The organism is Longimicrobium sp., from assembly GCA_036389135.1.
In the GTDB taxonomy this organism is placed as follows: Bacteria; Gemmatimonadota; Gemmatimonadetes; order Longimicrobiales; family Longimicrobiaceae; genus Longimicrobium.
Genome location: DASVQP010000117.1, coordinates 169,638 through 192,471, shown reverse-complemented (window position 1 = coordinate 192,471; position 22,834 = coordinate 169,638). Strand labels below are relative to the sequence as shown.

The following is a 22,834-nucleotide window of genomic DNA, read 5'->3' as shown; positions in this document are numbered from 1 at the left end:
CGCGTGATCGTAGGGCGGTTATACCTCATGGCGCGGCCGTGGTGACGACAAAGGTGCCGCCGCCGCTGCGGCCGTGCACGCCGGGGTTGTACATCTCCTCCGCGTGGGCGGGTGCCATGGTGAAGCGGCCGGCCGTGGTCGCCCGCGCCAGGTAGGTGGCGTTGTAGCTGCCGCGCCATAGCGTGCGGGCGAAGTAGACCACTCGGTCGTCGCGGATCTCGGTATGGTCGAACGGCGACCACATCCCCGCATCCCAGCTTCCAAAGAGCCAGTTCCCGGTGCCCGTGCCCGGCTCCGGCTCCGGCTCCAGCACGTCGGGCGCAAAGGGGCTCACCGTGCGCAGGCTCAGGTCCACCGCCTCCAGCCCGGCGGGGAGGGGATCGTCCAGCACCACCATCACCCGCTCATCGGGCACCCGGATGCGCAGGCGCACGCGGATGACCTGGCCCTCGGCCACGCTGGTCAACGGGCGGCGCGTATCCACCGACTCGTACCAGCGCTCCACCGCGATCCCCCGGTCGCGCGGCGTGAACGACGGCTGTGCCGCCCTTTCGCGCACGCCCAGGTGGTAGAACACGGCGCCCCCGGCACCCACGCCCTGCAGCGAGACGCGCAGCACCTTCTTCCCATCCGGCCGGGTGGTGACCAGCCCTTCGAGGGAGCGCACGGAGTCGAGCCCGCCGTCCGTCTGGCGCGCTCGGCGCTCCGCCACCACGCGCCCGTTGTGCACGATCCTCACGGTGCGGTCCTGCGCCCCGTGCGGCACGAGCTGCTGGTAGCGGGTGAGGGCGAGGACGGCCCAGGCGTAGTCCTGCGTGGTCCAAACGTATCCGCTCTCGGCGCGGCTCTGCTGCACGATCGACTCGACCAGCGCGCCCATCCCGGGGTTGGACGGCTGGAGTGCGAGGGTGGCCGAGAGCAGCCGCGCCGCGGGGCGCACGCGGGAGGCGAAGTAGAACCGTTCGCGGTACGCCGTCGCGGGGAGCACGGCACGCGCGCCGCGGATGGTGACCGAGGCCCACGCCGCGTCCAGGAGGCGGCCCGCCGGCTCGCGCGCGCCGCGCCGGGCCAGCATCTCGGCGAGCGCCAGGCGGTCTTCCCAGGCCATGCGCGCGGCCTGGCCCAGGAGCTGGTTTTCGGCGGGCACGTCGGGGCGGCCAAGGCGGCTCAGGAAATCGGCCGCGGCCACCCGCTCGGCCAGGAGCCAGCTCGTCTCGCGGGCGCGGTCGCCCAGCACGGGCGCGAGCTGAGAGGGGTCGTGCAGCGCGCGCGATACGTAGCGCCCCGCCCGCGCCAGCACGCTGTCGCTCACCGGAATGCCGGCGCCGCGTGCCTCCAGCAGCGTCCGGCCCACGTACGCCGTCAGCCAGGGCGACGTCCACCCCCTCGCATCCCACAGCCCGATGCCGCCGTCCTCGCGCTGCCGGGCGCCGACCGCGCGCACCAGCCTCTCGATCCGCTGCCGCGTGTCCGCCGGGGCGACATCCGGAGCGCCCGCACGCTGCGCCCGGTACAGGGCGATGAGCGAGATGGCTTCGCTGGCGAGCTGCTCCGTGCAGTCGTAGGGATACGAAGCCAGCGCGCGGGCGTAGGCCTGCACGAGTGTCAGCGGCGATGTGCCGAAGCCCAGCTCCAGCCGCGAGCGGACGGGGTCGGTCTCCTCTGGGAGCACCATCTCCACTGTCGCCGTGTCGCGCAGCATGCCGGACGCGGTGTGGAAGACGGGGCGGTTGGCGGGGCGGATGGGGATGGTCACCTGCACGGCGTCCGTCTCGCCGCCGCCCTCCACGCGGAAGCGGAAGGTGGCGCTGTCGCCCACCGGCGCGGTGAAGTGGAAGCGCGCCTCGGCACCTCGGCCGGGGGCGAGCTCGATAACTTGCCGCGGCGCCTCGAGCGTGACCGAGGTGGCATCCGCCATCACCATCACCCGTTGCGGGGCGCCGGAACGCTGGTTCACCACCGTGCCGGCGAGGAAGTCGTCGCCCTCGCGGATAAAGCGGGGGAGGGCGGGGCGCGCCAGCAGCGGCTTCGTGGCGACGAGCGACGTGTCGCCGGCGCCATAGCGGTCACCCGCCGTCACCGCCACGGCCATCACGCGAAAGGTGGTGGCATTGTCGGGAAGGTGCGCTTGGGCGACGGCCTCGCCGTTCGCATCGGTGAGCACGGAGCCCAAGAAGAAAGCCGTGGGCCGGAAGCGCGAGCGGAGGACGCCGGCGAGGTCCTGCCCGCCGCCGCCGCCGGGGCTGCGCGAGCCCTTGGGCCCTTCCGGCACCTGCGGCGCCACGGACACAAGGTTGCTCCCCAGCCTCATGCCGAGGCCGCGCGGCTGGTAGATGAGGCCGATGGGGTCCGGCGTCGTGTAGCGGGTGAGCGAGAGCACGCCTTCGTCCACGGCCCAGAGCGTCACCTCCGAAGCCTGCGGGCGCCCGGCCGCATCGCGCACGCGCACCCGCACGCGGGCCGTGTCGCCCGGGCGGTACTCGGCCTGGAGCGGCTGCACCTGCACGTCCAGGCGCTTGGACTCGGGCGTCACGGTCAGCTCGGCGTAGCCCACGCGCAGAGTGGGGCGGCCGGGGTCGTCCACCGTCCCCGGCCGCGAGGTGCGCCCGCGGACCAGGATCACGGACACGTACGCGTTGGGCGCCAGCTCCTCGGTGATGGGGATGCGAATCGTCTGCGTCCCCGAGGTCACGCGGATGCGGCGCTGCTCCAGCACGCGCTCGCGCTCCACCGTGATCCACGCCTCCGCATCGGTGAAGGGGGCGGCGAGCAGGATGGTGGCCGTGTCGCCCACGGAGTAGCGCTGCTTGTCCGCGACGATGTCCATCTTGAACTTGCCCTCGTCGTTCCACGGCACCCATCCGCCGCCCACCACCCACCGCGAGAAGCTGGTGCGCACCTCGCGGCCCTGCGCGTCGGCCGCCGCGAAGTGGACGGTGTACTCGCCGCCCTCGCGGGGGGTGAACGCGCAGGGCTGCGGGCCACGGCCGGTGGTGAGATTGCACGTGGACACGGTGTCGCTCACCCACTGCCCCACCTCGTCAACCACTCCGTTGCGCTCGCGCCGCACGCGGTGCCACTCGCGGCGTACGACGGCGCCCCGCACGGCCACGCCGCCCACCCCGCGCCCGTCCGGCCGCACCGCGATCACGTCCACCCGCACCGGCGCCCCCGCCGTCCAGAACCACCCACCGCCCTGCACCTTTGCGCCCAGGTAGAAGTCCGCCGGGTGCAGCACGGCCGACGCGACGTCCACCACCGACTGCCGGTTGGCGTCCACCACCTCCGCCTGGATGGTGAGGCGCGCCGGACGCCCGTCCGGCTGCGGCTGCGCCTTTACGCGCAGGTCGCGGTATCCGCGCGCGTCCAGCGTGTCCACGCCGCTCCCCACCACCTCATCGTCGTTCTCCCCGTCCTCCTCCAGCCCGCTGGACTCCTCGCCGATCTGGTATCCTTCCGTGCCGGGGATGGTGATCTCCCACGGTGAGAGAGACGTCTGCCGCGCCGTCCAGCGCACGGGGGCGCGGGCCATGGGCGCGCCGAAAAGGTAGCGCGCGCCCACCGTGGCCGTCACCGTCTGCCCGGCGAAGCGCGGCGTGCTGTCCGTGGTCACGCTCACCAGGAACTCGGGAGGGCGATACTCGGCCACCTGGTAGTGCGTGGCGCCCACCTCGCGCCACTCGCCCTCGCGTCTCAACTCGATGCGCACCGCATAGCTCCCCAGCGGCAGCTCGGCGGGGAGGCGCATCGTCTGGTGCGCCGTGCCGAAGGCGCTCAGGGCGGCCGTGGCCTGCCGCATGGGCTTCCCCTCGCGGTCGTCGAACGTCCAGCGCAGCGAGTCGCCGCGCGCGGGCGGCGCCAGCCCGCCCAGCGGCCCCCGGCGCACGATGGCCTTGGCGTACACCGGCTCGCCGGGACGGTAGATGCCGCGCTCGGTGAACACCGCGCCCGCGGCCGGCGCCCGCCCCTCGCCCCACGCGGCGTACACGCCGAACTGCCACGGCGACAGGTCGGGATCGTACTCACTCACCCCCACCAGCGCGCGGTCGTCGGCCGCCTGGGCGGATACGTAGCCCTCGAACGACCCGTCGCACTCGTCCGTGCACGCCCGCCCGGCGCGCACCGTGGGACGGCGGAAGCCCGCCAGCGTCGCGATCCCTCGCGCGTCGGTTGCACCCGTGGCGCGCACGGCGCCCGCGGTGTCGTGGAGCATCACGCTCACGCCGGGGCGGGGCTTGCCGTCGCTCACCCCCGTCACCCAGACGACCGCCTGGTCTACGCCGACGCGGGCGTGCACGGCCAGGTCGGTGACCTGCACCAACGCCACGGGCGCGCCGATGGCATCCATGGTGTCCACGCCACGCCCGCGCACGCGCACGGCCAGCAGCGTCCCCCGGCGCGGCGTGCGCGCATCGGGCGCAGGCAACCGGACGCCGGTGATGGAGCTCACGTCGCGCGCGGCGCGGGTGGGCACGCTGCTGCGCGCGGCGGTGGGCGCCAGCCTGCTCCATGCCTCGGCCCAGCGGCCCCATCCCTGGCTCAGAAAGGCCTTCTCCATCGACCGTGGCACCTCGGCCACGGCCACGCGCAGCGTATCGACGTTCACGTGCTGCACCGCGAGCGTGCGGAAGCCCTCGCGCTCCACGATCATCTTGCCGTGCGGATAGACCACCGACGGCGGCACGCCCGGCGTGGCAAAGGTGCTCGTGCCCGCGCCGGGAAGGCGCTGGCCGAACTGATCCGTCAGCGCCGGATCGATCGTGATCGTGTAGCTCTGCCGCGGCACCAGGCGCCCCTCCAGCCGCCACTGGTCGGAATACTCCGCGGTGTCGCGGATGGCGAACGCGCGGTTCGCCCCCCCGCTCCGCGTTAGGCGCACGTGGCGCAGCACGTCGGCGCCCTTGACGGGGGTGGAGAAGATGACCGTCGCCGGTCCGTAGTGGCAGCTGCCCGTGAGCGGGCAGCCGGCGTGCACGATGCGGAACGGTCCGTACGTGGCAAAGGGCCAGCGCACGGGCGTTCCCCGCACGCTGTCCATGCTGGCGGGAATCACCAGCGCGGCGTCGCACCCGGCCGGCAGGGGGCGCACGGGCGCGAGCTCCACCACGCGGCGCAGATCGTGGGTGGTGTCGTTGCCCGTGGCGCCCATGTAGCGGAACCAGTCGGGATCGTCGCCGTTTCGCGGTCGCTGGGCGAGGAGCTTCAGCGGCACCGGCGGGGCGCGGCACCCGGCGGCGGGCTCCACGCGCGAGGCCGCGGCCAGCGCCTGCGCGTCCGTCTCGCTGCTCATCAGCACGCGGAAGAGGGGGACCGGCGGCAGGTATTGCGGGTTCTCGTCCGGCCCCACGGGGTCGCCCGCGAGCACCCGCGCGCGCTCCACGTGAAAGGTGAACTCGTACGGCTTCGGCAGCCGCGCGCCGTCCATGGCGGCGAAGTTGTCAGCGATCCGCACGCGGAAGTCGGCGCCGGGCGGCAGCGGCGCCGCGGGCGTGAAGCGCAGCGTGACGGGGTCTCGCCACTCCACCCGCCCCGCCACGGAGGGCTCGATGCTGAAGATGGCCTTGGGGTCCACCGTCTCGTCCAGCCCGCCCGCCACCGGCCGGTCGAATGTGACGGTGATGACGTCCATCGGCGCGGCGCCGCCTTCGGGCGAGGTGCGCAGCACCCCCAGCACGCGGCCGGGAAGCTGGCTGGCGCGCGAAGAGCCCAGCGCAAGGGTCCCGGAGAGGCCCAGGAACACGATCAGCAGGAGAGTAGACCGTCGCACGCGGGGAGGGTGTGGAATGGCGGGGAGGGAAGCTGCCTGCGTGCAAGATACGGATTTCCGGTGCGGAGAACAGGTTCATCGCGAGAGGAGAAGCCCACCCTCGCGCCGGAGCGCGCACGGCACCGGGCTGCCAACGAGCCGCGATGCGCTCGGCCCTGGTGGACGAACCGAAGGTGATCGGGTTAGGTGTTACCTCTCGCGCTGCAACGCGTCCGCTGTCCACAGGAGCCGCACGACTTCAAGATCCCGTAGTGAACTATCCAGCCGTTCCACCCATTCCGGCATCTCCGCCACCGGAACGGCCCACATCCCCTCCTCCTGATCGCGGGGGATTACGAGTCGTCCTACCTCCGCCAGCCTTACGACCGCTTCTTCAAGGTAAGGACGCGTCGCGAGTTCCTCGTCTCCAGGCCGATCTTCCAGCGCGACGACGAAGAGGTCGAGCACACGTTGGATTTCCGGGCTGAGTTGCTCCCCCTGGCGCTCGATGTACGCCCGAGCGAGCTCCTCGCCGGTGCCTGAGACGTTCTCCAGGAGACGGTCGAGATCGGCCACGTGCGCGGCGCGCACGGATGCAACCACGAGGGCTTCACGGAACTGCCGGATCGTTTCCGCGCGGGGATGGCGCAGGATGCCGATCCCGCTGGCCTCCTCGAACCCCTCCGGCAGCGGTACCGGAACGAAGTTCCACCAGCGGTCGGGAGTAATCTCGCCATCCTGAAAGAACTGATTCGTGTAGAACCTCCACATGAGACCCTCGAGATTTTGGCCCCCCACGACCGGCACGATCAACACACTCGGCCAGGCAAAATCCACGGCGAAGACCTCCAGAGTTCGGTATCGAACCCGCCTTAGCACCGCCTGTACCGCGTCAAAGACAAGCTGGAACCCCGAGTAGATCTCCAGCGGGTTGGATACTTCGAACTTCACCCACAGCGCTGGTCGTCCGTCGTATTCCAAGCTTTCAGACAGAATGGCGGCCTCGATCCCCTCCTCCAAAAGGGGGTTTAAGCGATCGACAATATCCCGCCGCAGGCCATCAAGAGCTTCGCGAACGGCACCGTCGGCATGGCGCTGCGGATCCCTCAGGCGCTGCTCGGGCGCATGCGCGAACTGGTACCAGAGCGTCCAGACCTGCGGGAGAATGTTTTGCTCGTCGGCTTCGATCCGGGCGATCTCTCGTGGGTCGACAAGGTGTCCCACGCGCTTCCGGAACTGGAGCTGGAAGGCTGCGAGATGCTTGAGAGCCTCACCGAGATTGTGCGTGGACAGAAATCCGAGGTCGGTCCTGACCCCAAGACGGGCAGCGGACTGACGCTGGCGCTCCGCCTGCTCGCGTGTCGCGGCACGACCCACGAGGCTATTCACCGTGAGCACGGAGGTAGCCTGGTCGAAGAAGTTATAGAGCCCCCAAGTGTACTCGCGCGACGCCTTGAGGTAGTCGGCGTAAACGTCACCCACCCGTGCCTGGCTCGCTCGCGCGGGATCGGATCGTTGCGAGGTCGTCCCCTCGTCTGAGCGCATGGCGCTCATTGATTCGTTGGAGAACCCCCATTCATCAACTGCCGACTGCGGCAGCGGAGGCAGGCGCTGGACCCGCGTTTTGGCGCGCTCCCAGACGTCGGGATCGATCTTCTTCCAGGGTTGTGTGGATCCCTGTCCACGCATATAGCCGAGCAGGAAAACGCGTAGCCCTTTCAAGCCTCCGATGACTGACTTGCGTAGGTCGATCAGGGTTTGGGCGTGGTCTCGCCATGTCGCTGGCCGACGAACCCAATCCGCCAGCAGGCGGAAAGTGGCGTTCGTCCGCGGCAGCCAGCGTGGCGGGAGGGACTGCACCTGAACTCCGGGCTGATTCGTCTCGTCGATGGGGAGTACCATCGCTCCCATCTGGTGCCCGTAGGCCTGCGAGCCGTACCGATTCCAGCCGGGGAAGAGACTACGCAGGAGTTCGATCCGGCGGATTGCGGCGGAGTGGAATGGATTCTTCTCCTGCTGACCGCCGGTGGTGGCGTCGGAGCCGTTCAGCAGCTCGAACGGAAAGATGAAGTGCGCGCGGAGAGTGTCTCCGCGATCCTCGATGAACAGCGTGTTGGTCTCGCGCTGGTACCGATCACGGATTTGGTCACGGTACGGCGCCACCTGAGCTTCAAAGGTGGCGGTAGGGCCGTACGAGAACGCGAGTACCACTTCCGCGAGCACGGCGAGCGGGATGTCCTCGACGGCGGGGGCAAGGTCCACGTCGTCTGCCCAAGCGCGCAGTGCGGAATCGACGTCGAGGTGCGCGGACCAGAAGTAGCTCTCCGCCAGCGCAGCCCAATCGGCCACTGATGCGGGCGCATCGGGTTGCGACTGTTCCAGGCCGCGCATCCACGCCTCCAGGCGCGCGAACGCCCGCGCGGTGTCCGTCTGCCGGGCCATGTACGCCCGTGAGGCTTCCACGGCGGTCGCATTGCCCAGAGACGCACCCATGTTCGCTAGCAGTGAGCCAGAGATGAGATCCACCCGCGCGATGTCGAAATTGAGCGCCCCCCACCAGCCATCTCCGGCCAGGTCCGCAATCTCACGGATAAGGGGGTCGTTCTCTTCAATGTACTCCCGCACGCTCAGCCAGAGGAGCGCCCGCGCGACTCCGCCCAGCCCGCTCCAAGTGGTGAAGGTAAGGGAGGAGACGCGCTGAACGAGGGCCTCCACGCCCTCGGGATGGCGGGAGAAGGCGTAGAGGAGGAACGGCTCCAGGTCTTCCTCCGGAACGTACGGCAGCACATGGACCGCAGTCGCAACCCACGGGTGAAACGCGGGGTCCGACAGCTCCTCCGCCAGCACCGCAGAGCGGATGGGGTGCAGCCCTTCCGCATGCCGCCCGTCGGCGGAGCGGCGGAGCAGGTACTCGCGCTCCAGCAGATCCAGAGTTGAGACGGGGTCAGCAAGCCGCAACTCGTGCGCGAGCCCGACGACATCCACGCGGGCCTCATACGCGTTGGCCACGCTCACATGGTGCAGGAACCGGAGATCCTCCGGTGCCATGTGTCGCGCGCGCACCTCGTCCTTCAGACGTCGCACTTGCGCCGCGAGCCGGTCCCGGAGCGACTCGCTCTGAGCCACGAGATGGACGAACTCCAGGAGAGGGCCTTCGCCCCCAAACCGCCGCCAGGCCTCGTCGAAGGTGAGAAAGCGCTCGTCGGGCTGGCGTGCCGCCAAACGAGTGTAGATCCCGCGGGCCTCGTCCTGATCAAGCAGCAGCGGGATGGTACGGGGGAAGCGGAGCTCGGCGTTGGCCATCCCGAGCCGCGCGAAGTCCTCCTCACGGATCGTCACCAGCACGCGCACGTTCTCGTGCTGGACGAGGGAGCGGACCAGCTCGGGCCAGTCGAGATCACGCGGAGTCACATCCACGTGCACGTACATCGGCGCGTCGATTGACCGCAGGTGACCCGAGAGGGCCGTGGCCACCTGGAGGGCGTGGGTTCGGCTCTCCACCGCGAGGACCGTGAAGCGCCACACCTCAGGCACAAAATTGTGGAGGTAGCGGTACGCCAGCGTCGATTTGCCCTGACCGGACGCGCCGTGCACGATAACCGCGCGCGCGCCGGACGAGAACGCGTCTTGGATTTCGGCGAGCTTCTCCGGGCGCTCTACGTCGTTCCCGGCCACGATGTCCAGGTACCGAGCGGAGATCCCGCGGTAGAACTCCTCCTCCAAGATCGCGCGGTCGACGCCGTCCGGAAGCTCGTCCAGAAGGGGGTGAATGGTGGTGAACCACTCCTGGTGGTGCGCGGCCCGCTCGGCAAGGTAGCGGCCGATGGCGTTGATCTTCTCGATCAGCACGCCGTACGTAATACGCTGCTGGGTCTCCGCGGCCACGTAGAGCCAGGACACCAGGAGGTCGAAAGCGCTGACTGGCTCTCCACCGGCGGCGCTGTCGCGGAGGAAGTCGAAGACTTCCCGCCTCAGCTCCTCCTCACTTACTTCCTCCCACTCCACACGATCATATAGCCGCGCCGGTGCGTCCGAGTGCAGACCGGCCTCACGGAGCTTGCGCGTGATCTCGTTCCGGGGCTGTCCGACGCCCGCCCAGGCGCCTCGCAGCTCCGGACCGACGGGACCGAAGCTGGCTACGCGAACCGCGACCCCCGGCCTGCTGGCTAGGTCCGCAGCGCGCCGGAAGAACGAGCCCTCCTTGCGCGGCCCAAAGTCGGAGAGGGCCAGCGGCTCGGCGTACGATTTGACCTGCACGGCTTCCAGCAGTGATCCGTCGGCCCCATAGACGGCTAGATCCTCGTTTCCCTCCGGATGAAAAACGAGGTCGGGCCCTCCCCGAAGGACACGGGCTAGGGTGTACAGTGCCTGCCGGCGATAACCCTGCAGAGCAGCCTTTGCTCCTGAATTCGACATTGAACACCGACGTAGGGATGGACTCAGTTTAAGGTCGGCGAAGCACGCTCAAAGCCATGCCTTTTGCTCGTGACTTAGCTAATACCTTCCGCACCGCTCCGTGAGGCTTGCGTGGTGCCGAGCATGCTCGGCTCCTATCGATGAGGAGAGTCGCGCTACTGCGCTCTCCCCGGGCCAGACGCCGGACCCGCGGAGCGGATGTTCGGCGGATATTGACTTCCGCTCCGCGGTGGCATATGCTTTGGCATATGTCAACCCGGAGGTGACTCGTGAGCGCACAGCGTCGCGTCAAGTTGTTTAGGAACGGGCGGAACCAGGCGATACGAATTCCTCGCGAGTTCGAGTTGGCTGGCGAGGATGCCATCCTGCGGAAGGAGGGCGAGCGGCTGATCATCGAACCCGCGCCGCCGCAGTCGTTGCTTGCGCTGTTAGCATCATTGGAACCGCTCGACGAGGACTTCCCGCCCATCCCGGAGCTGCCGATGGACTCGGTGGATCTCTGATGCGCTACCTGCTGGACACCAACATCGTCTCGGATCTCGTGCGCCGGCCACAGGGGCCCGTTACGAAGCGCATTCGCCAGGTCGGTGAGGCGGGGGTCTGCACGAGCATCGTCGTGGCGGCTGAGCTCCGGTTCGGCGCCGAGAAGAAAGGTTCGGCACGCCTAACTGAACAGGTAGAAGCGGTGCTCGGAGTTCTCGACGTCCTGCCCCTGGAGCCCCCTGCGGACGCGGTGTACGGGGTCCTCCGCACGCGCCTTGAAAGGATGGGTCAGCCAATCGGCGGCAATGACTTGCTCATCGCAGCGCAGACCGTGGCGCTCGGCTATACCCTCGTTACCGACAACGAGCGGGAGTTCGCCCGGATCGCGGAGCTGTATGTGGAGAACTGGCTGAGATAAACGCAGCTGCCAACTGCGGGAGCGCGCTCAGCCAGCGCGATGTGATCGCCCGTTCAGCGCGTTCCCCACCCGCTCCAGCCCCTCGCGGAACGTCGCCGGTTCCACGCCAAGGCCGATGCGCAGGTGGTCCGACACTCCAAAGAAGCGCCCGGGCACCACGGCCGTATCGTACCGCGCCGCGAGCAAATCGCAGAGCGCGTCCGCGTCGCCGGTGCGGAGGCGGGGGAAGGAGACGGTGCCGTGCGCGTGGGGCGAGACGACCAGGTGGCCGGCGTGCGCGGCGTAGAACTCGTTGAGGACGGCGGCGTTGGCGTCCAGCAGCGCGCGCGAGCGGAGGGCGATGGCGTCCAGCTTCTGGAAGGCGGCCAGGCTCAGCCGCTCCGCCGCGTGGACGCCGATGTTGTTGAACAGCTCCGTCTGACGCCAGGCGCGCTCCACGATCTCCGGCGCGGCGAGGATCCAGCCGCAGCGCAGGCCGTTGAGGCCGTAGACCTTGGTGAGGCTGTTCGTGGCGATGAACGTCTCGCCCAGATGAAAGGACGTACGCGGCGCGGGCTCCCAGAGCGCGTCGAGGTAGACCTCGTCCATGATGACGCGCGCGCCGGTCCGCGCCGCGATCTCGCCGATCTGGCGCAGCGTGTCGTCTTCCGCGAGTGCGCTGCTGGGGTTGTGGAGGTTGGTGACGACGACGGCGCGCGTGCGGTCCGTCATCCGCCGCTCCACCTCCGCCGGGTCTAGGCGGAAGCCGTCATCGGCACGACGCGCGAAGGAGCGCACCTCCGCGCCCAGCCAGCGCGCCGCGGCGATCAGCGGCTCGTACGTCGGATGTTCGATGAGCACCTCATCTCCCGGCCGGACGACAGCCGCGAGCGCGAGGAGGTTGGCCATCGACGCGCCCATCGCCGATGCGACGCACGACACGTCCACCCGGTAGCGCGCCGCGATGGCCTGCTGGAGCGGCGCGTAGCCGTACGCGCCCGTGCCGCTGATCTCCAGGTCGTCGATGGAGACGGCGAGCTCGTGGAGCGGGAGGTACGGCACGCCGCTGGAGGTGAGGTCGAATCGGGCCGGCGGGCGCGTCTTGGCCCAGCGGAGGTACTCGGAGCCCGTCATCCCGCGCGCCGGCGCCAGAGCGCGTACACGGGGAGGCCGGCGAGCATGATCCCGAGCCCGACCGCGCTGTTCACCGGCGCGTCCAGCACGGTGCTGACCACGATGAGCGCCGCCGCGGCCACGAAGAGCGCCGTCGTCACCGGGTGTCCGGGCACGCGCGCGCCGCCGTCCGCCTCACCCTCGCGGCGGCGGAAGACGAAGAGCGCGGCGCCCGTGAGCGCAAAGAAGACCCAGTCCACCGCCACCACGTAGCCCAGGATCTGCTCGAACGTCCCGGTGAGGGCGATGAGCAGCGAGAGCACGCCCTGCAGCGCCACGGCCACCACCGGTGCCCGCGTGCGCTGCGACACCCGCGCCACGGAACGGAAGAAAACCCCGTCCGCCGCCATGGCGAAGTACACGCGCGGGGCCGTGAGCATCCCCTGGCTCAGGAACCCGAGCGTGCTGATGGCGATGCCCGCCGCGATCAGCGCCGCGCCGCGCTCGCCGAACGCCAGCCGCATCACGCTGGAAGCCGGCGTGGTGGTCGCCGCCAGACCGCTCGCGCCGAGCGCATGGACACACGCCAGCGTAACCCCCACGTACAGCGCGATCACCCCCGCAACGCCGATCAGCAGCCCGCGCGCGAGGTCCCGCCGCGGGTCGCGCATCTCGCCGGCCACGAAGCTCGCCGTCTGCCACCCGCCGTACGAGAACATCACGGGCGTCATCGCCGCGCCGAAGGCCAGCAACAGGCTCCCCGAAGGCGCGGGCGCCGGGGCCGGTGCGGCGCCCGCGTCCGGCGCCACGAAGACCAAGCCGGCCGCGATCAGCCCCACGATCGCCACGATCTTGAGGATCATCAGCCCGTTCTGTACGGTGCTGCCGGAGCGCACGCCCATGCAGTTGACGGCCACCAGCAGCGCGATCCCCAGCGCCGCCACGACGGGCTCCGCCAGCGGCAGGTGCGTGACCTCGCGGAAGTAGCGCGCAAAGGTCACGGCGACGGCCGCCATCCCGCCCGTCTGGATCACCAGCAGCAGCGCCCACCCGTAGACGAAGGCCACGGCGGGATGAAAGGCATCGCGCAGATACGCGTACTGCCCGCCCACGTGCGGCCGCCGCGCCGCGAGCTCCGCGTAGACGAAGGCGCCCGCCAGCGCGACCAGCCCGCCCGCCAGCCACGCGCCCACGATGAGCGCGGGCGTGTGCACCTGCCGCGCGACCACGTACGGCGTCACGAAGATGCCGCTTCCCACGATGCCGCCCATCACGATCATCGTGGCGTCGAACAGCCCCAGCCTGCGCGCCAGCGCGGGCTGCGCGGTACCTGCGTGAGGTGTGGAATCCACGGGGCGCGGAATGGCGGAGGGGGAGAGGAGCAGCGGGACGCGCACAAGGTCGATGGGATCGGCGTGCGCGGCAAGGGCCGTATCCGGCCGCGGAAAGAACTTGCTCGACATTCGCGCCGGCCACGTGTAATCTGCGCTTGGTCAATCTCCTTCGGTCATTCCTTGCCGGTGCGCACGGTCCATCACGCCTCATGAAAATCCTTCACGTCATCCACGGCTATCCCCCTCGCTACAACGCTGGCTCCGAGGTCTACACTCAGACGCTCTGCCACGCGCTAGCCGACCGGCACGAGGTGCACGTCTTTACACGCGAGGAGGATCCGTTCGCACCGGAGTGCGCGCTTCGCCGGGAAGCCGACCGGGATGATCCCCGCGTCATGCTGCACGTCGTGAACGTGCCGCACGGCCGCGACCGCTACCGGCATACGGGCGTGGACCGGTGCTTCGCGGAAGTCCTGGACCAGGTGCAGCCGCAGGTGGTGCACGTGGGGCACCTGAGCCACCTCTCCACCTCGCTGGTGAGTGTGGCGGCCGCGCGCGAGATCCCGGTGGTCTTCACGCTCCACGACTTCTGGCTGATGTGTCCCCGCGGGCAGTTCATCCAGACGCACCCGGACGACCCCGCCGACCTATGGGCCGTTTGCGACGGGCAGGAGGATCGCAGATGCGCGGAGCGCTGCTATACGCGCTCCTTCTCCGGCGCGCCAGAGGAGCGGGAGGAGGATGCCGCGTACTGGACCGGGTGGGTGCGGCGGCGGATGCAGCACGTGCGCGAGATGATGGAGCACGTGGACCTCTTCATCGCTCCTTCGCACTCCCTCCTCCAGCGCTTTCGTGACGAGGCGGGCATGGACGAGGGGAAGCTGGTGCACCTGGACTACGGCTTCGACCTTTCCCGGCTGCGAGGGCGGCGGCGCGCGCCGGGCGAGCCGTTCACCTTTGGGTACATCGGCACGCACATCCCCGCCAAGGGCGTCCACCACCTGATCGAGGCTTTCGGCCAGGTGCGGGGAGACGCCTTCCTGCGCATCTGGGGGCGCCCCCGGGGGCAGGAGACGGAGTCGCTCAGGAAGCTGGCGCGGCGGCTTCCGGCGGGCGCCGCTCAGCGGGTGCAGTGGATGGGGGAATACCGGAACCAGGCCATCGTACCGGACGTGTTCGACCGGGTGGACGCCATCGTCGTTCCATCGATCTGGGCGGAAAACTCGCCGCTCGTGATCCACGAGGCGCAGCAGGCGCGGGTGCCGGTGATCACCGCCGCCGCGGGCGGCATGGCCGAGCTGGTCCACGACGGGGTAAACGGGCTGGTGTTTCCGCATCGAGACGTAGCGGCGCTCGCCGACGCCATGCAGCGCTTCGCGGACGATCCCGCCCTGGCCGCTCGCCTCGGCGCGCGCGGCCACCTGAGATCGTCAGCGGGAGACGTGGTCAGCGTGCGCGAACACGCGGAGCGGATCGAGGGGCTGTATGCGCGGGCGATCGAGCGGCGCGACGCCGCGCGGGTGACCCCGCTGCCGGGGCCGTGGCGCATCACGCTGGATACCAACCCGGATACCTGCAACCTGCGCTGCATAATGTGCGAGGAGCACTCGCCGCACAGCACGCTCCAGCGGGAGCGGCGTGCGGCCGGGCGTCCCCGCCGTGTGATGCCGCTCGAAACGGTGCGCCGCGTCATCTCCGAGGCCGCTGGGCAGGGCCTGCGGGAGGTGATCCCGTCCACCATGGGCGAGCCGCTCCTGTACGAGCACTTCGACGAGATCGTGGAGCTCTGCCGCGAGTACGGGGTCAGCCTGAACCTGACCACCAACGGCACCTTCCCAGGGCGTGGGGCGCGTGCGTGGGCGGAGTGCATCGTCCCCGTCACCTCCGACGTCAAGGTCTCGTGGAACGGCGCCACCCGCGAGACGCACGAGTTGGTGATGCTGGGAACGCGGTGGGAGCGCGTACTGGAGAACGTCCGCACGCTCGTGGAGGTGCGTGACGCGCACGCGGCGGCCGGTGGAAACCGCTGCCGCGTCACGTTTCAGCTCACCTTTCTGGAGAGCAACGTGCGCGAGCTGGCCGGCATCGTCCGCCTGGCCGCGGAGCTGGGCGTGGACCGCGTGAAGGGACACCACCTGTGGGCTCACTTCCGCGAGATCGAGCCGCTTTCCATGCGCCGCGACTCGGGCGCGCGAAGCCGGTGGAACCAGGCCGTCGCGGAGGCACGGGCGGCCGCCGCGGAGGCCCGGCTTCCGAACGGCGAGCGCGTGCTGCTCGAGAACTTCTTCACGCTCGATGAGTCCGGCGCCCCTGCGTCGGCCGCGGACGGGGCGTGCCCGTTCCTTGGCCGTGAGGCGTGGGTCAGCGCGGAGGGGCGCTTCAACCCGTGCTGCGCACCCGACGCGCAACGCCGCACGCTCGGCGAGTTCGGTGACCTGAACAGCCAATCGCTGGGCGACATATGGAGCGCCGAGGCGTACCAGGGATTGGTCCGCGGCTACCGCAACCGGAGCCTCTGCCGCGGGTGCACCATGCGCCGGCCCGCTGGCGCGGAGGCGTGACGCCGGTGCGGCGCTTCGGCAAGCTGCTGGTGCTGGGAAACATCGCCAGCGGAAAATCGGGTCTGGTGCGGGCCGTGGCCGGTAAGACGGGGTGGCCCGCGGCCGGCATCGACGACGCGCGCCGACAGTTCGGTGACGGAAGCGCGGCGGGCGAGGCTCGGGCCTGGGCACATTTCCTGGCACGGGCGGAGGAGCGCCGTCCAGCCGTCCTGGAGTGCACGGGCGGCGGGCCGTTCACCCATCTCCTTCGCCACTCCCTGCGTCGTTCCGGGGTGCCGTGGGCTGTTCTACTCGTTCAAACGCCCGCCCGGGAGTGCCTTCGCCGCGCCCTGGTTCGTGGGCTGGACGTCCCGTACCCGGACTTCGGCGTCCCCCTCGAGGAGGTCGTCATGCATGTGGAGCGGGAGCTGAACCGGACGGTGGGGACCGCCTGGCCGGCTCCGCTGTGCGTGGTGGACGGGCAGAGTGACCCGGCTCTCTCCACGGCCCGGGCCGTGGCGGAGTTACACAATTGGCTTGCGCGCGAAACGATTCCATGACGGCCACACACCTGCATTCCGTCGCCCGCACCATCGTGGAGTGGGCGTCCGCGCATTCGGGCATCCAAGCGGGATTCTGGTACGGCGGGTTCGGAAATGGCCAGGTGTGGCCGGAAAGCGACCTCGACCTGGCGCTGCTCCTGGAACCCGACTGCGATCCGGCGGCTCTCGCGGAAGCGCTGACGGGGGCGCTGGAGGCGGCTGGACACGCGCCGCGGCACGGCTGCCTTCTCCCCGACGAACGCCGGATCGCGGTCTGGACCGGCGCGGCTCCCACGCGCATCGACGTCGTGTTCGGCCACCAGCCGGCGGAGCTGGCGTGGCTGGCGGACGCGGTGGACGTCCCCGCGCCACGGCTCACCGCCGCCTGGCCGCTTAACGAGGACGACGAGGAGGTGCGGTCGCTGCTCCTGCGGGCGGCCGCCGAGCACGACCCGCTGGATGCCGCTGCCCGGCGAGCACGCGCCGAACGTGAAATCGACAAGTTCGTGGTGGCGTTCGACCAGTGCTCGTCCGCGCACGCCCGCAGCGATGCGTATGCCTTCTACTTCCACTACAACCTCGCCCTGGGCCGGCTGATGCGCGTGGTGCAGCTGACACGTGGCGGAGTCCGGCACCTCTACCTCCCCCGCAACCTGATGGCCGGGCTCATGCCGGTGGCCGAGCAGCTGGAGTACCGCGCCCTGGCGGGCACGCTCTATCTGCCCGAGGCGCTGAACCGGAAAACGGCGCTGGCGGATCGCTTTCTGGCCGCGGTGAAGGAGGCTCGCGAGACGCTGGACGTACACCGCGACGCCGCGACCCTGCGGGAGCTCCTGGAGAGCGTGCAGCGGCGCGACCTGTTCTTCAACGTCCGTGACGTCGCGCTCTCATTTCCCGGGCGCGTGGTTCCGGGACGCCTGATCCGTGCGTCCGCGCTGGCCCGGTGGAGCGGCCGCGACGAGCTGGGCCGCTGGTTTGGCGACGGGGGCGTGACTGACGTGATCGATCTGCGCAACGCGGACGAATGCGAGCGGATGCCGTACACTGACGGCGATCGCGGCCGGGTGCAGGTGCATCACGCCCCTGTTCCCGCTCCTTCCGCGGACGAGCTGCCGAACGCCGCGTTCGTGGAGCGCATTCGTGAATCCGCGGCGGAGGTGCGGCGGATCGTGGAAATCGTGGGTTCGGCGCACGGTGCCGTCGTGGTCCATTGCCACGTGGGTAGGGATCGGACCGGCTGGGTTTGCGCCCTTCTGCAGGCGGCGCTGGATCTCCCTCGCGAAGCGATCGTCCGCGACTATCTCGCCTCGCGAATGGGAACTCGCGCGGTGGTGATGGAAGCGCTGCTATCCGAGCTGGACAGGGCAGGCGGCGCAGGCGCGCTGCTGCGGGAGATGGGCGTGACCGCGCCGGAGATGCAGTCGCTGCGCGCCCGGCTCATCCCGTCCACATCCCCTGCCGAACAGTGAGGGCTGCCTCGGGAGTGCGGAACGTTTCCAGGTTGGAGATAAGATGAGAAACGCCTCGCATACCCGGTCCGCCGTCGTGGACTGGCGTGCCACGCGCGTGGCGGTGGAAGGCACCCACCACCTGTGTGGCGGTGCCCCGTGCTACGCGGACCGCTTTGACGAGGTGCTGCCGTTCCACGACCCTGGACTCGCCCCGGTGCGGCGCCAGGGGGTGGCGTGGCACATCACGCCCGGCGGAGCGCCGGCGTACGCGCCCCGCTTTCTGCGCACCTTCGGGTTCTACGAAGCGCGGGCGGCTGTCGTCGCGGCCGGTGGCTGGCACCACGTGCGCGTGGATGGCACGCCGCTCTATCCCGAGCGATACGCCTGGTGCGGCAACTTCCAGGGAGAGCGCTGCACCGTGCGCGAGGTGGGCGGGCGATATTTCCACCTGGACCCGGCTGGACGGCCGGCATACGCGCGGCGCTGGCGGTACGCGGGCGACTTCCGCGAGAGCGCCGCCGTGGTGCAGGGGGATGACGGCCGCTCCACGCACGTGGACCGCGACGGCAACCCGCTTCACGACGTGTGGTTCCTGGATCTCGGCGTCTTCCACAAGGGCGTCGCCCCCGCGCGCGATCGGGCGGGTTGGACCCACGTGGACCGGTGCGGCGTTCCCTTGTACGAGCGCCGGTTCGCGGCGGCGGAGCCGTTCTACAACGGGCAGGCGCGGGTGGAGCGGCGCGACGGGGCGCTGGAGGTGATCGACGAGGCAGGACGGACGGCCATGGAGCTGCGCGCGCCTTTTCGCAGCGAGTTCCAGGCGCTCTCCTCCGACCTGGTCGGGTTCTGGCGGACGGAGACGCTTGCGGCGGCGGTGCAGCTTCAGGTTCCCGACAGCCTTCCCGCCACGGCCGAGGAGCTCGGCGCCGCGCGAGGCCTTTCCGTCGAGGGCGCGCGGCGGCTGCTGCATGCGCTGGGTGAGATGGGCGTAGTGCGCCTTGCGGACAACGGGCGGTGGGAAGCGACCGCGCGCGGGGAGCTACTGCGCACGGACCATCCCCTCTCGCTGGCATGCGCCGCGTTGGAGTACGCCGGACCGCTGCGGGAGCGGTGGAGCGCGCTGCCGGTTGCACTGCGGGAAGAGCGGTGGCGCCCGCCAGACGTGTTTCGTGAGGTAGCCGCGGATGCGGAGCGGCGCGTGTCGCACCACCGGATGCTGCGGAGCTACGCTCTGCACGACTACGCGCCGCTCGTGGGACGGCTGCCGATCCGCCCCGGTGAGGTCGTGCTCGACGCGGGGGGCGGCTCGGGCGCGCTGGCGGAGCTGATCGCCGCCCACTGGCCCGATGCACGCGTGGTGGCCCTCGACCTGCCCCTGGTGGTCCGGCAGGTGCCGCGAGGCTCTCGCATGGCCGCGGTCGGCGCGGACCTGTGGGAACCCTGGCCGGTGCGGGCCGACGTGGTGGTGCTCGCGCGGGTGCTTCACGACTGGGACGACGGGGCGGCGGCGAAGATCCTGGAGCGGGGCCGGGCGGCGCTGCGTCCCGGCGGCCGGATCGTCGTGGTCGAGATGCTGCGCGACAATGACACGCACTACGGCGGGCTGTGCGGGCTCCACCTCCTGGCGGTCACCGGGGGGAGGGAACGGACCTTCGCGGAGTTCACCGCACTCTTTGCGAGCGCCGGGCTGCGGGCCGATGTCCCGGGGGACGCGCCGGGGCTCTGCCAGCTCCTCGTCTGCCACCCGGCAGGGGACGTGGCTGGCTGACCCGCGCGGAAGCACGCATCCAGGGGACCGAGCCCCCTGATGCGCATCCGAGGTGACACGCCGCCGCCGTTCGCCTCATCCGGCAGCACGGTGGCTGTGCTACGCGCAGGAAGGCCTGCTTCGCAGCGCCCGGCACAGGATGGCGCGCAGCCTGGCCTGGAGCGCCGCGTCGCCACCGGGGACGGCGGAGATCGCCTCGATCCCGCCGGCGTAGCGCACGGCCGGGCCGGGGGTAGAGGATCGCCACGCGGCGCACGACGCGATGGCCGCCAGGTTCTTGCGAATCATCATTAAGCGCCAAGCTCCTCCTGACCTACCCGGGTTCGGCCTGAACTGCACTCTCCTCGGCCAGCGCCCCGACCCGCAACACCAGGTTGTCCGCCGATCCCTCGGCGAGTCCCTGGACGAGTCCGGCTGCTATCTCCGGCTCCCGAAAGTTCCGCTGCGGGGCCGCGAGCCAGGCGACGAAGTCGTCCCACTCCTGCGGCGCGCCTTGCATCGGCCCCTCGGCGAGCAGGTCCAGGGCGTACACCGCGAACAGTGCCGCCTCGGTTTCGCGGTAGGCGGGCGTTTCAGAGGTGTGGGACGGATGCGGCGGGACGCGGCCCAGGCGGTCCAGAGGGAGGATGTTGGGCGGCGCGACGCGGTACGGCCTTCCGAGCAGCGTGCCCAGGGGGGCGGCCAGCGCGACCGCGTGCAGCGCGCCGGGTTCGGCCACGCGATAGCCGATGGTGGCGGGGTGGTACAGACCCAGGCCGAGATCGAACGCCGAGAGATCGCGCCAGAGCCGCGCGGCTGCGGCCACCAGCGCGCGGGGATGCTGGTCGCGCCAGGCCCGAAGCGGGGCGGAGGACGCGAGGGGGAGGGCTGTCGGCGGCGCGTAGAGATAGCCCGAGCCTTTCGCGGGGCGACCGAGGCAGCGCGGCGAACGGCCCGTGGTGCGGGTTTCCAGCGCGCGGAAGAAGGCGTGCTCGTGCCGCACGGCGCTCTCTCCGGCTTCGGTGGAGGCGGTGCGCAGCCAGCCGTGCGTCAGGTCGCTCAGGGGGAGCGGAACGACCCGCGTCTCCCAGCCGAAGGCCTTGTCGGTGCGGACCGGCTTTCCGGCCGCGAGCACCGCGTCGGATGCGGCGGTGGCGGCGGGGGCGAGGATGCGGAGCGAGGCCCGCTTGTGGCGCGGCAGGCGTTCCCAGGCGGGAGAGGTTCCCACACGCAGGGCGCCGCGTAACACCACTTCGGCCACCCAGCGGTCGGCGGCGATGCGGGCGAAGGGGACGACGACGGCCGGGGTGGTGGTTTCCAGCCAGTGACCCCCCGCGCCGGCGGGCAGGTCGAAGAGAGGGCCCGCCCAGGCATCGGGGTGCAGGGTCACCGCATCGGCGCCGGGAGGGATGGCGGCCACGCATTCGGCCCGCCCGCCGCAGCGCACGCCGCGCCCCCGCACCTGCACGGGCCACCCGTCGCCCATGCGGATGAGGACGTAGGGGCCGAAGAGCGGCACGACGTACAGGGTGGATGCGGGCGCCGCGTTGCGAGTCTCCGTCGGCGGCGGCGGGGCGGGGGAGGGAGCCCGGTTGCGCGATGCGTGGCGGAGCAGGACGCCCCACGCGTCGAGGTCGGCGGCGTCCGGCGCGAGGCCCGCGTCCACCAGGGCCACCGACTCGCGCGCGGCCATCTCGTCGAGCGCGGGGGCCGGGCGTCCCGCTCCCGAGTGGCCGCGCAGGCGCTCCAGGTGCCGCGCGGAAAGGGTGCGCAGCGTCTCGGGCCAACCCTGTGATGCCGCACGGCCGGCCTCCTCCACCGCGGCAGCGAGCTCCGCGCGCGACACGGCTTCGGGCCAGCGCTTCACCTCCAGCGGCTCGTTCACGTGCGTGGGAAGCCGGCGCTCGGCCGCGGCGAGGTCCTGTTCCACCCGCTCCAGCCGCGCCTGGCGAGCCCGCAGCCACGCGGTTTCGCGGTTGCGGAGTCCGCCCTGATCCACGCCGGCCGCTTCCAGCGCGCGCGCCAGGTGCCATGGAAGGCGCTCGGCGAACCGCTCGCGCAGGCGGCGCAGCACGCGGTCGAGCTCCGCCGCCGAGTCGTGGCGCTCGATGGCGCGGGCGGCGCGGCCACGGACCGCGTTCCAGGTGTGGTCGAGCGACCTGCGCGCCAGCCCGCCCGCGGCGAGCTCGGTGCCCCGCCGCGTGAGGGCGCGCCGCAGGGGGCTCCTGGCGCCGTCGAGGAAGTCCGTGAGGCCAGCGGCGGATGCGGCGAGGGCAGGGTCCTCGCCGCTGCGCGCGCCGAGCACGGCCAGGAGCTCGCGGGCCTCGGTCTCCACGCGGACCAGGTGCCGGCGTGCCTCGTCGGACACGTCGAGGCGGCCGCGCAGGGCAGCGGCGGTGGTCACCGGCGGATCTCCACACAGGCGTCGCGACGGCGGCGCTGCACGCTGTCGCCGGGAAGCTGCGGGCGGATCTCCAGCTCGATTCGGCGGTCCGCGGGGTCTGCGTCGGCGCCGGCGCGGGCGCGGTCGGGGCGCACCGGGTAGTAGTGGCTGCGCCCCAGCGCCGACACGCGGCAGGCGGGGACGCCGGCGCTGTCGATCAGAAAGAGCGCCACGGTCGCCGCGCGCGCCGCGCTCAGCTCCCAGTTCCGCTCGTCGCTCCCCTCGCTGCTGGTGTGGCCGACCACCTGCACCTGGTCGATCTCGTTCACCAGCCCGCCGTGCAGGAAGCGCCCGAAGTCGTGCAGGATCGCCCGTCCCTCGGGCTTGAGGCGGGCGAGCGCGTACTCATTGCGGGGGAAGGTGGCCTCCTCGGCGATGCGCACCAGCACGTAGTCTCCCACGCGCTGCACGGCAACGCGCCGGTCCGCGGCCCCGGCGAGCGCCGCTTCGATGCGCGCCAGGTTCGACGCCTGTGCATCGGCCTGGCCCGCGCGCTGGATGGCCGGCACCGCGAGCGCGGCAAAGAGGATCAGGAAGAGGAGGGTGGTGGCGGCCAGCAGGTCCGCGAACGCCGGCCAAGGGCCGCCGTCGCCCTCCTCGTCTCCCATGCCGTAGCGCATCG

The 22,834-nt window shown here is 70.9% G+C and carries 13 protein-coding genes; 6 read left to right on the top strand and 7 right to left on the bottom strand.

Features of this window, described 5'->3' with window-relative positions:
- Positions 1-25: 25 nt before the first annotated feature.
- Positions 26-5,767 (bottom strand): MG2 domain-containing protein, encoded by a 5,742-nt coding sequence (locus VF584_24035; protein HEX8213267.1) that lies wholly within the window; start codon positions 5,765-5,767, stop codon positions 26-28.
- 189 nt (positions 5,768-5,956) lie between these two features.
- Entirely contained in the window at positions 5,957-10,003 is a 4,047-nt protein-coding gene (locus VF584_24030; protein ID HEX8213266.1) for a hypothetical protein, read from the bottom strand.
- A 428-nt stretch (positions 10,004-10,431) separates the two neighbouring features.
- On the opposite strand from VF584_24030, the gene VF584_24025 reads away from it, so the two are divergent.
- Complete coding sequence (locus VF584_24025; protein HEX8213265.1) at positions 10,432-10,665, top strand: AbrB/MazE/SpoVT family DNA-binding domain-containing protein; 234 nt, start codon at positions 10,432-10,434, stop codon at positions 10,663-10,665.
- Positions 10,665-11,063 carry a type II toxin-antitoxin system VapC family toxin gene (locus VF584_24020; GenBank protein HEX8213264.1) on the top strand — a complete coding sequence of 133 codons (399 nt, stop codon included), beginning with the start codon at positions 10,665-10,667 and terminating at the stop codon, positions 11,061-11,063. Before VF584_24025 ends, VF584_24020 begins: the two co-directional genes overlap by 1 nt.
- 27 nt (positions 11,064-11,090) lie before the next feature.
- On the opposite strand, the gene VF584_24015 is transcribed toward VF584_24020, so the two are convergent.
- Both VF584_24015 and VF584_24010 read right to left on the bottom strand, forming a co-directional pair.
- Positions 11,091-12,176: a pyridoxal phosphate-dependent aminotransferase gene (locus VF584_24015; GenBank protein ID HEX8213263.1), complete on the bottom strand. Its 1,086-nt coding sequence runs from the start codon at positions 12,174-12,176 to the stop codon at positions 11,091-11,093.
- Positions 12,173-13,618 carry an amino acid permease gene (locus VF584_24010; GenBank protein ID HEX8213262.1) on the bottom strand — a complete coding sequence of 482 codons (1,446 nt, stop codon included), beginning with the start codon at positions 13,616-13,618 and terminating at the stop codon, positions 12,173-12,175. Before VF584_24010 ends, VF584_24015 begins: the two co-directional genes overlap by 4 nt.
- A gap of 80 nt (positions 13,619-13,698) precedes the next feature.
- Here VF584_24010 and VF584_24005 point away from each other — a divergent pair, with 80 nt between their 5' ends.
- The 4 genes from VF584_24005 to VF584_23990 are packed head-to-tail and all read left to right on the top strand — an operon-like array spanning position 13,699 to position 19,790.
- The gene (locus VF584_24005) at positions 13,699-16,050 is read left to right on the top strand and encodes a glycosyltransferase (protein HEX8213261.1); all 2,352 of its coding nucleotides are present in this window, start codon (positions 13,699-13,701) and stop codon (positions 16,048-16,050) included.
- Positions 16,047-16,589, top strand: a complete 543-nt coding sequence (locus VF584_24000) for a hypothetical protein (GenBank protein HEX8213260.1) — start codon at positions 16,047-16,049, stop codon at positions 16,587-16,589. The genes VF584_24005 and VF584_24000 overlap by 4 nt, the downstream gene beginning before the upstream one ends.
- Positions 16,586-18,040, top strand: a complete 1,455-nt coding sequence (locus tag VF584_23995; GenBank protein HEX8213259.1) for a tyrosine-protein phosphatase — start codon at positions 16,586-16,588, stop codon at positions 18,038-18,040. Before VF584_24000 ends, VF584_23995 begins: the two co-directional genes overlap by 4 nt.
- 43 nt (positions 18,041-18,083) lie before the next feature.
- Positions 18,084-19,790 carry a methyltransferase gene (locus VF584_23990; protein ID HEX8213258.1) on the top strand — a complete coding sequence of 569 codons (1,707 nt, stop codon included), beginning with the start codon at positions 18,084-18,086 and terminating at the stop codon, positions 19,788-19,790.
- Positions 19,791-19,889: 99 nt separating this feature from the next.
- Here the strand turns inward: VF584_23990 and VF584_23985 are convergent, their stop codons facing one another.
- Genes VF584_23985 through VF584_23975 form a run of 3 tightly spaced genes read right to left on the bottom strand, consistent with a single transcriptional unit; the run spans position 19,890 to position 22,832 of the window.
- Positions 19,890-20,081: a hypothetical protein gene (locus VF584_23985; protein ID HEX8213257.1), complete on the bottom strand. Its 192-nt coding sequence runs from the start codon at positions 20,079-20,081 to the stop codon at positions 19,890-19,892.
- Between the two features lie 22 nt (positions 20,082-20,103).
- On the bottom strand, positions 20,104-22,173 hold the full coding sequence (locus tag VF584_23980; GenBank protein HEX8213256.1) for a hypothetical protein: 2,070 nt from the start codon (positions 22,171-22,173) through the stop codon (positions 20,104-20,106).
- The gene (locus VF584_23975; GenBank protein HEX8213255.1) at positions 22,170-22,832 is read right to left on the bottom strand and encodes an OmpA family protein; all 663 of its coding nucleotides are present in this window, start codon (positions 22,830-22,832) and stop codon (positions 22,170-22,172) included. The genes VF584_23980 and VF584_23975 overlap by 4 nt, the downstream gene beginning before the upstream one ends.
- Between the last annotated feature and the right edge of the window lie 2 nt (positions 22,833-22,834).